Here is a 15,236-nt window from a genome sequence, read left to right on the forward strand (position 1 = left end):
GCAGGTCTATTATTCTGACTCTTGAATTCTTACCTGAATTCTTCTTCAAATCCTGACAACTCTATTGTTGTAACACCGAGAGAGTACCTTCTAGAATCACACTCAGCGGTGCAGTTAGTTCGCGAAGTAGACGTTCATCATTGGCATCAAAGGGGCTACCTCCTAATTTGTTAGTCAACACAACCACTGCAAATACTTGGTTTTTGCTATTGAACATAGGTAAGCAAAGGATATTACAAGTATGATATCCAGTTGCTCGATCGATTTCTCTATAGAAGTGAGGATTTTGCTGAACATCAGTTATATTTACACTCTCACCAGTTGTGGCAACATAACCACTAATACTATCATTCATCGGCAGGAAAATTTCTACCGCTTCTTCATTTTCACTCCGGGAAACCTTAGACCAAAGCTGGTTTTTTTCCCGATCGACCACAAAGATAGTTGCTCTATCCGCACCCATAATTTGGGCAATTTTCCAGGCTAACGCTCTAATCACTTCCTCAATATTTGCTTTTAGCATTTGCTCGCTCAGAATATTCATTGCTTGCAAAACTTGTTCAAATTCTTCTTTGAGCTTCTGAAGCAAACTCAAAAACTGAGGGATTGTTAATTCTTCGAGCGTGCGGCTCAATTCCTCTTTTTTCGCTTTAACTAATGAGGTCGTTGTACTCTCAATGTCTAGAATTGCTTGCTCTGTAGGCGAGGCTAAACGACCATCTTCTAAATGAACGATGCGATCGGCAATATCTAAAATTCGGTTGTCATGGGTTACTAGCAAAATGGTACAATTTTGCTGCTTTGCCAGTTTTTGCATTAGTTCCACTACATCTCGACCGCTGGCTTTGTCTAGCGCTGCTGTTGGTTCATCTGCCAAAATCAGTTGGGGTCGGTTTACCAAAGCCCGCGCGATCGCCACTCGTTGTTTTTGTCCGCCCGATAACTGGTGTGGATAAGAATGAATCCGCTTTTGCAGTCCCACTTGCTCTAATATTGCTTGCGATCGCTCTTGCGCTTCTTCCATTGCGATCGCATCATTCAGCACCAAAGACATTTGCACGTTTTGGTTTGCGGTTAGGGAACCTAACAAATTATGAGCTTGGAAAATGAACCCTATCTGCTTGCGGACATTTTCCAGCAACCGATTGCTGGCTTTGCTTAACTCGTGTCCTAGTATCTGAAGGCTACCTTCTTGAACAGAACGCAATCCCCCAATTAAAGTCAGCAGTGTTGTCTTTCCAGACCCAGAGGGACCGGACATAATCACAATTTCTCCAGGATAAATTTTCAGGGAAATATCAAATAATATTTGTTTGCGTAATTGACCCTTGCCATAATAATGGTTGAGGTTTTTGATGACAATAATTGGTTCGTTAGACATCGGTTTATATCAATATCTATTCAAAATCTTTGTTAATAAATATCAGCAGGATCTATTTTTTTAAGTTTTCTGCTGGCAATCAGTCCAGAAATCACACACATTAAAATTGTTAAAAATAGCACGAGGCTGATAACGTTAAAATCCATTTCTAATTGCAGCCCTGTAGCCGTAGAAATTAATTGATAAAAAATAGAACTTAAGCAAAAGCCCGGAAAAAAACCAAAAAATGAAAGAATTATAGATTGGAGAAAAACAATACTGACAAGATAAAAATTAGAATGGCCAATGGCTTTCAAAGTACCATATTGAGGTAGATTATCTGTAACATTACTATAGATAATGTTGTAAACTACGACAATACCAACCACAAAACCGATGATTGTTCCTAATCCAAAAATAGCCCCAATTCCAGATGATTGCATCCAATAATCTAGTTCTTTGGCAATAAAATGTTGTTTGGTGTAAACAACTATATCAGATGGTAAAGCTTGATTTAAAAACTTTTCTAGGCGATCGCTATTCGTTCCTGGAGTAACTTTGATTAGACCAATATCAACGTCGTTGAGCGATGGACGAAGCTTGGAATCAATGCCAGAAGGTCTAGTTGCAAAGATTCTCAGAAAATTAAGATCGCTGACAATTAAATTGCCATCAGTTACAAAGTCAGCACCCAGTTCAAACGTGCCAATTATTTTGATGTTGACACCAGAAAGCTCAGTCGTCACACCCGGTTGCATAGAACCATAATCTTTGCGAGACCTGCTATCGGTCAATACAGTGTTGGGCATTTTGAGAACGGATTCAGCGGCTTGAATCTCAGGCAAAAGAAAAACAGGATCGTCTAAGTTAAATCCCAGTACTCGGATAGACCTTTCCTCAGCAGTTCCAGAACGTCTCCAACTACCGAGAGTGATATAAAGAGGATAAGCGGCGGCAACGCCCTCAAATTGTCTAGCTTGATATAATCGAGTTCGATTAAAGGTTTCGTCAATAACGGTAACATAGCGTCGCTGACTGAGCATGATTAAATCAGCATTTAATACCTGAATAAACGCAACGTTACTATTCAACATTGCATTCTGAAATCCGAGTTGGGAAAACATCAGAAAAACCGCAAAGGCGATCGCGGCTAATGCTGTGAAAAACTGCGATCGGCGCTGGAGCAGGTTGCGCCAAGCAAGGGAAAACTTAAAAAGGACAACTCGAACCTTTTTCCTAGAAAACATCAGCGGGATCTGCAACTAATACTTTGCGAGCAACAATAAGTCCAGACGCACTACATGTCAGAATCGTCAAGCCAAATACTAATAACATCCGGCTAACAGTCATAGCGACTGGTAGTCTTGTGGCAATAAAAATGGCATGGTACATGCCCAAAGCCAGAAGACAACCGGGAATAAACCCCAGCGCCGCCAGCACAACCGCTTCTTGGACAACGACTGTCAGCAAACGCAGATTAGTATATCCAATGGCTTTTAAAGTTGCGTATTCGTGTAAGCGTTCAGTGACATCAGAACTCAGGACTTGATAGACAATGACAGTGCCAACTAAAAAAGCCATGACAACGGCAACACCAATGATATAACCGAGCGAAGAAGATTTAACCCAAAATTCCTGCTCTCTGGCCATGGCTTCCTGGCGATCGAACACCTTAATCGTTGCTGGCATGATTTGGCGTAAGCGTTGTACGACTTGATCAACGTTTACACCCGGCTCAACTTTCAGCAGCCCCAGACTCACATCATTTAGCGATCGCCCCGGATTGAGACGAATAAAATTTCCATCGCTAACAATCACAGTGCCATCAGCACGGATAGTGTTATTTAAGCTAAACAACCCCACAATCTCAACTTGTCGCCTGCTCAGTTCAGTTTTCAGACCTACTTCTCTCGGGCCAAATTCGGAGCGTGAAAAGCGATTCATTAGCAAGGTATCTTGGCGTTGCAGGTCTTGTAAATACGGATAAATTTCTGGCACGCGCAACACAGGATCTCGATAATTAAACCCCAAAACCAAAAGCGCTCGTATTCGCGTCGTTTCTACATTGCGCCACGAGCCAAATGACAGGTATAGCGGTCTAGCAGCAGCAACGCCATTCATCCCTCCCGCCTGATACAAATAACGTCGGGGAAAGGGTGGAACATTGGTAGACTCTGGCGACTTGGATGAAATCAATACAATGTCAAAATCGAGGCTGTCATAGAGGAGCGTCGCTCCCTTCATCACTCCGCCAAAGAGTCCAAGTTGCATAAATATTAAGGAAACCGCAAAGCTGATGGCTGAAACTCCCACGCTTAAGCGAGCTTTACTCTGCATTAAGTTGCGCCATGCCAACGGGGGCCCTTTCCAGTGTTTGCGGTGCTGACGTTTAGTCACTATATTTTTCCTTGCCTCCTATTCCCTGTTCCCTATTCCCTATTCCCTGTTCCCCATTCCCCATTCCCCATTCCCCATTCCCCATTCCCTGTTCCCTTTTGAAAAACCTTTAGCGAATTAATTTAAATCAATCTCGGTATCTACTTGCAGATTACTGAGATCGGAGACAAGTTTGCTTCGATCTAAGCGGATTTTCACTTCTACCACTCGGACATCTGATTTTGCTGTCGGATCGTCCCCAATAATGTCGTTTTTGAACACCAGTTGACCAATTTTGGCGACAGTGCCAGTCATTTTTTCTTCAAAAACCGGACTGGTAATAGTTGCTCGCTGTCCGACTTTAATCAACTTAACGTCTGTTTCAAAAACCTCTGCCACTACATACATATTACGTGTGTTGCCCAGAGCCAGAAGCCCGCGATCGGAAATCACTTCCCCAGCCTGAGTGTAAATCTTCAGGACTTGGCCGTTTTTGGGCGCACGGATAATAGTTTGCTCTAACTGTGCCTGGGCCAGTTTTAAATTTTGGATGGCTGAAATCAACCCACTATGGCTAGCGACTCGCTTTAAATTCATCTCTGAGCGTTTGAGGTTCTCTTGAGCTACTTTGATATCTTCTGTGCGGGTCGTGGTTAATTGATCTAACTTGGCTCTGGCTTGACTTAAATTCTCCTGGGTTTGTACAACCAGTAACTTCCTAATCTCATAATCTTCTTTAGGAACTGCACCTTCAGCATAAAGTTTTGCATAGCGATCGCGTATGATAATTGCTTGATCCAACTCTGCTTGCGATCGGCGAACAGCAGCCTGTTGAGAGCTAATTTCTTGCAAACGAGGAGTAGAAATCTGACTAATCTGTGCTTGTGCTTGACCAATCTCAATTTTATTGAGGGAGCTATCTGTTTGTATCTGTTTTTGCACCTCCTCTAACTGGCTAGCAACCAAATTTCGTTTAGCCAGCATTTCTTGGTGACTTTTGAGATAAGCCAAAACTTGTCCGGCTTTAACCCAATCACCCTCAGAAACTTTTAATTTATCAATCTGCGCCCCCACTGGAACTGCAACTTTGGTAATCTCCCCTTCTGGTTCCAACCGCCCCAATGCCAGGACTTTTGTTTTTTCAGCGGGCAACGATAACGAAGATGACGAGGCGTTGTTGGCGGGTGACGGGCTAGATACTTTAGACAGGAAAACGTATCCAGCCCCGATACTTAAGGCAAGTAGACCAGCAAAGATACTAAAATTGCGAGCAGTAACAGTAGGGGTCACGTCGATTTTGGATTTTGGATTTACGATAGCGTAGCGTTAGCGACGTAGGAGCGTCTTTTGGATTAACCTCTTTTTTAAAGAAGAGGCTTCAATGATGATTTTTTGAAATATTCTCCATAAATGGAGAGGCTTGAAACCTTTTTTAGATTTCAGATTTTGAGTTTAATCCTTGCATCCTTGCATCTAAAATTGTCTCGATCATAAGTAGTGAAAGTTACCAGTTCTTATTCGTTCTTCAAGTTCAGCCCCGATCGCTGAATTTCGCTTTTAAGTTCGTCTAGAGATTGCTTGAGATTCCGAATTTCTTCAGATGTCTGTTCTTGAACTCCCCGTATTTGTTCTTCGGTGGTCATCACAATTCCAGCTTCTTGTTCTTGGAGCATTTCTTGTAAAAAGATGCTGAGAATTCCTCTAATCGGTTGCCACAACTGATGCCACCGTTTTTTATCTTCTTCTAGCAATTGAATGTAGGTATCGAAGCTGTGAGGGAAAGGAACACCTCCCATAAATTCTGCCGCTCCCCCAAAATTCAGAGAGACACCGTGATTTCCCAGTCCGATTACGTGATGAACTTCTCCCACATGTTCGTAATTACCTAAGTAAAGTTCCCCCAATCTCAAGCCATTGCCAGCAACCATACTTAAAGGGAAAGGAAGGCTAAAAGGTACTCGAGTAAACAGATCCAGTTGATTTTCGACGCGGTAACTAAATCCTTCTCCTAATTGTTCGTTGTAGTAATTGGCAAAATGCCGATTGCCAACTTTCACAGATCCAAAGGTGTATACTTTGACTCGTAAAGCTGACTCTCCTAAAGAACTAAAACGGCGTTTTAAGAACAGAGCGCCGAGTTGAGCTAAACCACCGCCCAAACTATGACCGCCCACGAAAACCTCAAGGCGGCTGGTATTTTTAGGTATCTTAGATATATAATTTAAGCTAGTGCCAGCCCTGCGACTATTCGATAACTGACTCATTTCTCTAGAGATATCTTCAAAGTTCAATAGTTCATCGCGGGCAAAACTCCAGGCTCGATTCAGGTTGCCGATCGCATCATAAGAGAAAACTTCCGAAATTAGTTTTTTTAATCGGCGCTCAAAGGCCAGTCCGAATCGGATTCCTCCAGCCGCAGCAATGGCATGGGCAATAGCAATTTGTTTGCCAGAATTCAAGGTTTGAAATATCTCAAAATCTTGAGCATTAATTTGACCTAAGAGAACCTGGAAAAAAACAGCAAGTTCATCTTTGACGGCTTCAAATCCTTCAAAAAATCCCCGTGCAACTTTGACTCGCGTATCTGGTAGAGAACCATAGTTAATTAATGACCAATTGAGATCGGTCAAAATATCCGTTAATTCAATTTGACCGCGATCGGTAACAATCGAGCCTCGAAAAATCACCGCAAATTGATTACTTCCTTCTCGTTTAAAAATGAAACCTCGAATATTAGTTTCATTATTATGCAAGCTATGAACTAATTTCCAGCCCTCATTCTTATACAGAGAGTTATAAATATCTTGGACTTCGGCATCCTCAACAGAGCCTCCTCCGACTTGAAATATTTCATAACTTCGTTTGGAGAACTTAGCCATTAAAATTGCTTCATCAAAGCTAAAACCACTGCGAAGCTTTAAAGGTATACTCATAAGAAGTAGGTCGGTGTGAATATTGATTAGTGGAATCGGGCAGAAGGTAAAAGGATTTCAGCCTATTTTATTTTTCTTTACATAGTTTGGTTTTTTGAAGCCGTTCTAGTTATTTGCTTGATTTTTTATCCTCTGAATATAGATGGAGACTTGATAGGATAATATCAGTTAGTGCTGTTTTATAACTATCAGTAATCAAAGCGAACATTTTGGTTATTATTTATTTTTATAAATCTCCTGATAGTATTATCAAGCTAATACAAGCCTCTTAGAAAAGGGAAAATCTACAACACCTCCATCTTTTGAATCTGCGCGCGATCGAGACAAGCTTTTAGCTTTTCGGCAAGTACCTCTACATGGGGTGGGAGAACTAAATTCAGATGGTTTCCCGGAATTTGATGAATCTCAACTCCGCCGATCGCTAGATCGCCCCAGCCAAGGGTTGCATCTTGGGGATTTTTTCCAGTTTGTTTGCTCGTCCGAAAGAGAGTAACTTTACCTGGATAAGGCTGTGGCTTGTATTTGAGGAGGGCTGAGTTGTTAGCTTGCATGACTTGAAATAGCCGTCGCGCAGCTGGTTGGAAAAGCTTACTCAGCCTGGACTGGTGGGCGACAACCTTAGCTATACTTCCTGGCTCAACTAAAAAATGCAATGGCTTCGAGGTCTTAGTTTCAATTTGTTGGGTGAGTTGTCGTTCTTCGACAGCAGTCAGAAAATGGTCTACTGTTTCATCCAGATAAGGACCAAGATTGCGAAGCACGGAATTCAGTAGAAATTTAGCCATCTGGAAGAAATTCTGAGTGCGATTGTCGCAAAAGGCGGGAGTATCAATCAGTGCCAGTAGGACAATGGTCTGTCCTGCTTGCTGTAGCTGTTGGGCCATTTCAAATGCCACCAGCGCCCCAAAAGACCAACCTCCTAAACAATAGGGGCCTTCTGGCTGCACCTGTTGGATACCGTGGATATATTCAGCAGCAATGTCTTCTATACAATCTTTTGATTTGCCTTCGCCAGTAATCCCCGCAGATTGTAGCCCATAGAAAGGTTGTTCTTGACCCAATAACTCTGCCAGGTCGGAATAAACAGAAGCGACACCCATCACCGGATGAATGCAGAAGAAGGGTAGCTTTTCGCCTTGCTGCTGAGAATTTACTCCAGTCAATTGTCTGAGAATTTGAGCAGCGAGATTGGCGATCGTCACACCTTCTAGAAACTTGACCACAGGAACATTGACTTCTAAATCGACTTCGATTTGATGTTTAATCTCGATCGCAGTCAAGGAATCGAGGCCTAGCTGATGCAAGGGTTGTTGGGGATGGAGTTTTGCCAAGTCAACTTTCAGTCCTTTGGCTAGTTTTGCTTGAATGTAAGACTCTAAGTGCTGCTGTCTTTGTGTGGGAGCGATCGCTAACAGTTCTGCTGCTGTGAGTTTATATTCGCTACCTGTGCCATCCCATTGGGGCAAGATGTCAGCAGCAATCATGTCTAAACTACCTGTTTGAAATCCATTGCGGCAAGCAGTACGGGAAATCTTACCACTCGATGTTTTGGGAATGCTGGCAGTCTTGAGCAGCAACACTGCATAAACTGATAACTCATGAACCTGTGACACAGCTTGGCGAATTGCCGCGATCGCTTCATCTGCATTGAGCTTTCTTAAGTAGGTGCGCTCTATTTCTTGAGCAACGACGATTCTTTCTTCCCCTTCTACCTCAATGGCAAACACTGCTCCACAGCCTTGTCGGAGAGCCGAATAACTTTCCTGCACCGTCAGTTCAATGTCTTGAGGATAGTAATTGCGACCTCGAATCACAATTAAATCCTTGAGTCGCCCGGTAACAAATAATTCACCATTATGCAGAAATCCCAGGTCGCCCGTTCGCAGAAACGAACCCCCGCCTGTATCGTCTAAACAGGCATAGAATGTTTCTTGCGTTTCTTGGGGTTTCTGCCAGTATCCTTGAGCAATACTCGCTCCTGTAACCCAAATTTCTCCGACTGTACCATCTGGACATCTCTGGAAAGATTGCGGATTGGCGATCGCAATTGTTTGACTTAACCCTGTCATACCTTGCCCAACAGTCTTGATACTATGCTGCTGTTGCTCTGCACACAGCACAACTTGGTTTTGTTCGAGAGCAGCACTTTCTACATTACACACTGTTGGGTAGCACTCTTTTACCCCCCCGGAAATCAACAATGTGGCTTCAGCCATCCCATAGCAAGGATAAAAAGCTTCAGGGCGAAAGCCGTAAGGCTGAAACTTGGTAGCAAATCGCTCTAGGGTCTGGGCACGAACTGGTTCGGCACCATTGAAAGCAACTTTCCAACTGCTCAAGTCAAGATCCACTAATTGTTCTGGCTGAATCTTCTGCACGCACAAATCATAGGCGAAATTCGGCCCGCCGCTAATCGTCGCTTGATAGCGAGAAATTGCTTCTAACCAACGGTATGGCTTCTGCAAAAACGCAACAGGCGACATCAAAATTATTGAGGAACCGACATAGAGGGGTTGGAGGATGCCGCCGATTAAGCCCATATCATGATAAGGGGGCAGCCAGGATACGCCTAATTCGTTGCCAGTGGTTTGGAAAAACTGATGAATCAGTTCTAAATTGTGCAGTAAGTTGCCATGACTGACCATAACCCCCTTGGGTGTCCCGGTTGAGCCAGAGGTGTATTGCAGAAATGCGATCGCGTTTGGATCGAGTACGGGTTCGCGCCATAACTCTGCTTGCTGATTAGTGATGGTGTCGGTAGTTAAAATCTGTTTTGTGGTCAGGTCTGGATGGTGGTTAAATTGAGTAGCGATGGTTGTGAGCAGGGAGGTTGTAGTCAGGGCAATACTAGCCTGGGCATCTGCCATAATTGCCATCAGCCTAGAGATCGACTGATTTTGTCGAGGTGGATAAGCAGGAACGGCGATCGTACCAGCATATAAGCAGCCAAAGAAGGCGGTAATGAAATCAAGACCAGGCGGGTAGAGAAGCAGGACACGTTCGTGCTTGGCACTGACAGTTTGCAGTTGCGCCGCGATCGCTCGTGCCGATAGATCGAGTTCTCGATATGTGAGACTAATTACTTCCTTTTCTCCATCCACCAAAAAGGTGTAGGCGAGGCGATCGGGCTGTTGTTCGGCGCGATAACGCGTCAGTTCTACTAAATTTTTGACTGACAAACTAGATGTTAACAATTCATTGAATACCATATTCAGCCCTCTCCAAAACCCGATCTGCTTTTGCTTGTACTCGTCTCAATACCGAACTGAGGCTAAAGTGTTAACTCCTCCATTTCTTCAACAAAATTAGCAATCTGAATAGTTGGTATCAAATTTTTCAAAATTAATTGTTCGTGGCAAGCTTGAGCTAATTCCGCAATGCTAGGACTAGCAATAAACTGTTCGATTGGCAGTTCAATCTTTAAATTGGTGACAATGTGATTTCTCAGACTCACAGCCATCAGAGAATCGATGCCCATACTATTAAGTGGCTTTTGGACATCAACTTGAACAGACTCACACTCTAAGGTTTGAACAATTTGTGCTTGAATGTAAGTGCTTAATAAATCGGTGCGTTGGCTATTTACCGCTACTGACCATTGCTTTATAATATCAATCTGTTCGGCAATCTTAGAGTCAACCACACTAGAGGCTTGGGCTGTATTAGATTCTCCTAATCTATCTTGCCGTGAGGCTTCTGATTCGTGCCAGTAACGCTGTCGTTGCCACGGATAGGACGGCAAACGGACAAAACAACCACCATGAGGATAAAGAGCATTCCAATCAATGGAATCTTCTAGGGTATAGCGCTCTGCTAAGGAATTCAATATCTGAGCGCGTTCAGTAGCAAAATTTAGAATTTTGAATTGAGGACTTCTCCCCTGCCCCTCTGCTCCCCTGCCCCTCTGCTCCCCCTGTTGCTCTACATAGCCGGAAAACATATAGGGGCGGCTTTCTTGTGCGAGAAAAGCGATTAAATGCTCGGCGAGTTGTTTCTTAGAATCAACCACCATTGCCAAACGGTGGGAGTGATGGCTACGGCGCAAACTAGTTGTGTAGCAAATGTCTGCCAAGGAAATTGTCGGGTTATCCTGAGCAGTAAAAAACTCAATATAAGCTTTAGCAAAGGCTTTCAAAGCCTCTGGACTACGAGCTGACATTAAAAACAGTTGTGGTTGGTTAGCGATCGCAGTATCAATTGGCAAGGATTCTACACCTTGCAGAATCACATGAACATTCATGCCCCCCAGACCAAAACCATTTACACTGACGATTGGTGGTTGATTATCCTTATTTATTAATGGTTCCAGAGATTGTGCCACGCGCAACCGTAGTTCCTCCCAAGGAATTTTGGGATTGGGGGTTTGAAAATGCAGATTGGCTGGAATCTGACGATGGCTAACTGCTAGCGCTGCTTTAATCAGTCCGCCAATGCCGGCTGCCGCTTCCATGTGTCCAATATTTGTTTTCACAGATCCGATGGCGCATTCATTGCCCAAAGCGCGATCGCTGCCGATGACAGCCCCGATCGCTTTGGCTTCAATCTCATCCCCCATCGGCGAACTGGAGCCTTGAGTTTCTACATACTGCACCTGCTGAGGGAGAATTCCTGCCCGCTGATAGGCTTTTTGCATGACTGTTTGTTGTGCTAAAGCTTCGGGGGCTGTAAAACTGCTGCCGCGACCGTTTTGATTGACAGCACTGCTGCGGATCGTTGCATAAATCGGATCGCCGTCAGCGAGGGCATGAGATAGCGGCTTTAGAACAACAACCCCCACCCCTTCAGCCCGAACAAAACCATCTGCTGCGGCATCAAAAGTTTTGCAACGACCATCCGCAGACAGTAAAAATGCCTTACTCATGGCGATGCTGACTTCTGGTTTGAAGATGACATTGACCCCACCTGCTAGGGCAAGGCTACATTCCCCATTCCAGAGACTAGAGCAAGCAAAGTGAACGGCGATTAATGATGAGGCACAGCCAGCGTCAATCGGTAGACTGGGGCCTGTGAAGTCAAAGCAGTAAGAAATGCGATTTGGTACCAAGTTGAGGTTTGAGCTAACTATGGTATGGGCATTAATCGCATCGCGATCGCGCTCCCCCAATTGAATGTAATTGTAATCCCGGTTAAGTACCCCAATAAAAACCCCGGTATCGCTGCCAGCTAGATGTTCCAGCACTTGTCCTGCATCCTCTAGCGCCTCCCACGTTGTTTCTAACAAGAGTCGTTGTTGGGGGTCAATCCGAGCCGCTTCCGCACCGGAAATCCCAAAGAATTTGGCATCGAACTGGTCTATCTGGTCGAGAAACCCACCCCAGCGGCTATACATTTTACCTGGTTCCACCGGATCGGGATGATAAAATTTGTTAACGTTCCAGCGATCGCCAGGTATTTCGGTAATTGCATCCCTGCCATTTTGCAATAGGTTCCAGAAGCTAGCTGGGCTTTGGACACCTCCAGGAAAGCGACAACCAATACCAACGATCGCGATCGGTTCTTGATTCATATCCCACTCACTCGCCGATGAATTTCAGGCAAAAGCTGAACGCCAGATTCAAAATCAATCGCTCTAGCACCCAAGTAAAACACGTACATTGTCGTCAGCCAGTTGGTAAATTCTTGCTTAGAACCTAAGTGCCGCTCCATATTCAGCATAATCCAGCCCATCTGCGACCAAGTTTGGTAACAGGTTGAGCAATCGGGATGTTCGCTGGTGCAGCATGTCCTGGTTGATTTGCCATCAGGATTGTAAGCGCGAAAGTGAAGATTATAGGGTTTACCATTTTGGAATCGGGCTGCATTCTCTGGGCGATTTTCACTAATGCAAGGACAGACATCATAGCCCCAGGTTTCATCGTACATTTGCCCTGTAGTAAATACTTGATTCATGTACGAGGTCATCAAGATGCGATCGGGATAGCGGGCAATCATCCGGTCGATTTCATGACGCACATCTGCAAACCCTTGTTGATTATCATAAACACCTCCTAACCCTGCCTTATCCCCGTAAAAGTTAAACATTACGCAATTACCGTTTTCGACACATTTTTCAACAACCCGTTCAATTTCATGGGCGTTACCAGCGGTCGTTGTGTAGTACCAAAAGGCTCGACGGTCGTCTTTGTAATTTTTGAGAGCCTTGCTGAAAACATCTAACTTGCCTTTTCCCCGCAGCTTTTTATCGGTTTCGCTATCTCCCCAAAGCGAAACACTAATAGCTGTATTTTCAAATCCCTCATAAGGAATTTTGATCATCCCGTTTGTGACAACAATCATCCAAAAATTTTGCGCCAGCTTTCGCAATCGCTCCAGCATTAAGGTAGGCTCACCCCCAACTGCCGTAATGTAGTTAGTGCCTCTAGCTTTTTCTTGTGCAATTAAAGCCTCAAACTCAGTATCGTCTTTGGGTGCTGCATTTTGATCTAAGTCATCGGTGAAAAAACAACAACCCTCACACCGCAGATTACATAGATGAGTTAAGTCTACAGAGATTCCTTTAATAGCGCCCGCTTTTCTAATCTGTGCGAACAGGTTATACAGAAAGGGGTCTTCTAAATACTCCATTAAAGGATCTTGTACCTCGGTTTCTATTACTTGAGTAGCCATAGCAATTTATTTCCTTTGCGAAAAACCGAGCAATATAGAAACGAATAGATCCTGAATTACTAGCAATTTACTTTACTCTGTGCTGAGTCTTGAGTAAGGAAAATTACTCAATATTGATGTACACAGGTATTAGCTTTGATTCTTTCGGGCAGTTTTTTACTCAGCACAGGCTAAACCTTAGTTATCCGCTAACAAAACTCAGCACGGGCTAAACGCCCTGCTGACGCTAACAAAACTCAGCACTCTTGATTCGTTGATGAATTTCAGGTAAAAGTTGCACGCCGGATTCAAAGTCAACCATGCGACACATCAGGTAAAACAGGTATGTCGTAGTCAGCCAGTTAGTAAATTCTTGTTTGGAGGCGAGGTGTCGTTCTAGATTGATCATGATCCAACCAACCTGTGCCCAAGTTTGGTAACAGGTTGAGCAATCTTGATTATCACCTGTGCAACAACGCCGAGTTGATTTCAGATCGGGATTGTAAGCGCGATAATGGGGGTTATAACGTTTACCATTTTTAATCCGGTTTTGATTAATTTCATGATCTACAGTGAGACTGGTGCAAACTTCATAACCCCAAGTTTCATCGTAAAGTTGCTGTGTGGTAAACACGCTGCTCATGTACGAAGTCATTAAAATTTTGTCAGGGTAGCGGGCGATCGCTTTATCGATTTCACGTCGCACATCTGCAAATCCCAGATTATGATCGTAAACTCCTCCTAAGTCAATGCGATCGCTGTAAAAGTTAAACAAGACGCGATTACCGTTGGCTACGCACTGCTCGACAACGCTAGCGATTTCATGGGCGTTACCTGGTGTAGTAGTGTAATGCCAAATAGCACGCGGATCGTCTTTGTAGTTTTTTAAAGCTTTGCTGAAAACATCAAGTTTACCACCTCCTCGGAGTGTCTTGTCAGTTTCACGATCGCCCCAAAGAGAGATCGCGATCGGCATTGTTTCAAATCCCTCATAAGGGATTTTGATCAGGGCGTTGGTAACAACCATTAACCGAAAATTTTGGTAAAGCTTCTGCAATCGCTCTAGCATCAGGCTGGGTTCTCCCCCAACCACTGTAATAAAATTTGTTCCTCTGCTCTTTTCGTGAGCAATAAATGTATCAAATTCGGCTTCATCTTTGGGTGCTTTGAACTGATCCAATTCATCTAAAAAGAAATAGCATCCCTGACACCGAAGATTGCACGCATGAGTTAAATCAACTGATATCCCTCTAATTTGTTCAGCTTTTCTGATTTGTTTAAAAAGGTGATTTAAAAACGGATCTTCCAAGTATTCCATTAATGAATCTTGGACATCGGACTCGACAGTTTGAGTAACCATTTTCACCTGCTTTTGGAAAAAGAACGGGGACTGCAATACCGTTTGGTTAACGTGAGTTCGACAGACTTCTTTCTCCCAGCCGCTCTCGCCTTTTAGGAGAGGGAAGAGTAACGAGAAAAGAAAAGTTTTTGCTTTCCTCTCCTGGTAAGAGAGGGGCTGGGGGAGAAGTCAAAATAGCACTCGTCGAACTCACTGGTTAAGGTTTTTTGATGAAAGTTATAGATTACAAAGACGCGATTTATCGCCGTCTATACGAAGGATCGATCGTTGTTGTAGAGACAGCGATTTATCGCTTCTTGTACCTTAAAACAATATTGACTGGAGAATTTTTATTGCGTAACTTTAACTTCTTGAGAAGCTTCGTCTTTAAACTTGGCGAACAGTTCCACCAGGTCATTGATTGTCTTAAAGCTAGAAACTTCTGTTCTGGGAATTTTTATTTTAAGTTCTCGCATACAAGCAGAAACAATTTCTACGCCGTCAAGACTGCTGGCTCCATATTCTCCGATGGTTTTATGTGGATCTATTTCAACATTTTCCAGTCCATCTATGTTGAGCTTGATATGTTTGATTACGACATTTAATACTTGCTCTCGATCCATGATGTCTTGTCTCCTATATT

Annotated in this window: 10 protein-coding genes; all 10 read right to left on the bottom strand. The window is 43.7% G+C overall.

What is annotated here, in order from left to right:
* Nucleotides 1-61 precede the first annotated feature (61 nt).
* A complete protein-coding gene (locus tag RMY32_RS03425) occupies nt 62-1,381 on the bottom strand; it encodes an ATP-binding cassette domain-containing protein (protein ID WP_322712335.1) in 1,320 nt (439 codons plus the stop codon).
* Nucleotides 1,382-1,413: 32 nt separating this feature from the next.
* Nucleotides 1,414-2,607 (bottom strand): ABC transporter permease DevC, encoded by a 1,194-nt coding sequence (gene devC / locus RMY32_RS03430; protein WP_322712336.1) that lies wholly within the window; start codon nt 2,605-2,607, stop codon nt 1,414-1,416.
* Nucleotides 2,597-3,757 carry an ABC transporter permease DevC gene (devC, locus tag RMY32_RS03435; protein WP_322712337.1) on the bottom strand — a complete coding sequence of 387 codons (1,161 nt, stop codon included), beginning with the start codon at nt 3,755-3,757 and terminating at the stop codon, nt 2,597-2,599. Before devC (RMY32_RS03435) ends, devC (RMY32_RS03430) begins: the two co-directional genes overlap by 11 nt.
* A gap of 117 nt (nt 3,758-3,874) precedes the next feature.
* Nucleotides 3,875-5,026 (bottom strand): efflux RND transporter periplasmic adaptor subunit, encoded by a 1,152-nt coding sequence (locus tag RMY32_RS03440; RefSeq protein WP_322712338.1) that lies wholly within the window; start codon nt 5,024-5,026, stop codon nt 3,875-3,877.
* Nucleotides 5,027-5,250: 224 nt separating this feature from the next.
* Nucleotides 5,251-6,669, bottom strand: coding sequence for a lipase family protein (locus RMY32_RS03445; RefSeq protein WP_322712339.1), 1,419 nt, complete (start codon nt 6,667-6,669; stop codon nt 5,251-5,253).
* 284 nt (nt 6,670-6,953) lie between these two features.
* Nucleotides 6,954-9,878 (bottom strand): AMP-binding protein, encoded by a 2,925-nt coding sequence (locus tag RMY32_RS03450; RefSeq protein ID WP_322712341.1) that lies wholly within the window; start codon nt 9,876-9,878, stop codon nt 6,954-6,956.
* A 62-nt stretch (nt 9,879-9,940) separates the two neighbouring features.
* Complete coding sequence (locus RMY32_RS03455) at nt 9,941-12,175, bottom strand: type I polyketide synthase (protein WP_322712342.1); 2,235 nt, start codon at nt 12,173-12,175, stop codon at nt 9,941-9,943.
* Nucleotides 12,172-13,275 (bottom strand): hypothetical protein, encoded by a 1,104-nt coding sequence (locus RMY32_RS03460; RefSeq protein WP_322712344.1) that lies wholly within the window; start codon nt 13,273-13,275, stop codon nt 12,172-12,174. Before RMY32_RS03460 ends, RMY32_RS03455 begins: the two co-directional genes overlap by 4 nt.
* 226 nt (nt 13,276-13,501) lie before the next feature.
* Entirely contained in the window at nt 13,502-14,614 is a 1,113-nt protein-coding gene (locus RMY32_RS03465) for a radical SAM protein (RefSeq protein ID WP_322712345.1), read from the bottom strand.
* A 329-nt stretch (nt 14,615-14,943) separates the two neighbouring features.
* Entirely contained in the window at nt 14,944-15,216 is a 273-nt protein-coding gene (locus RMY32_RS03470; RefSeq protein WP_322672812.1) for a phosphopantetheine-binding protein, read from the bottom strand.
* Between the last annotated feature and the right edge of the window lie 20 nt (nt 15,217-15,236).

The sequence above is a fragment of the Nostoc sp. ChiSLP03a genome, from assembly GCF_034531215.2.
Lineage (GTDB): Bacteria > Cyanobacteriota > Cyanobacteriia > Cyanobacteriales > Nostocaceae > Nostoc.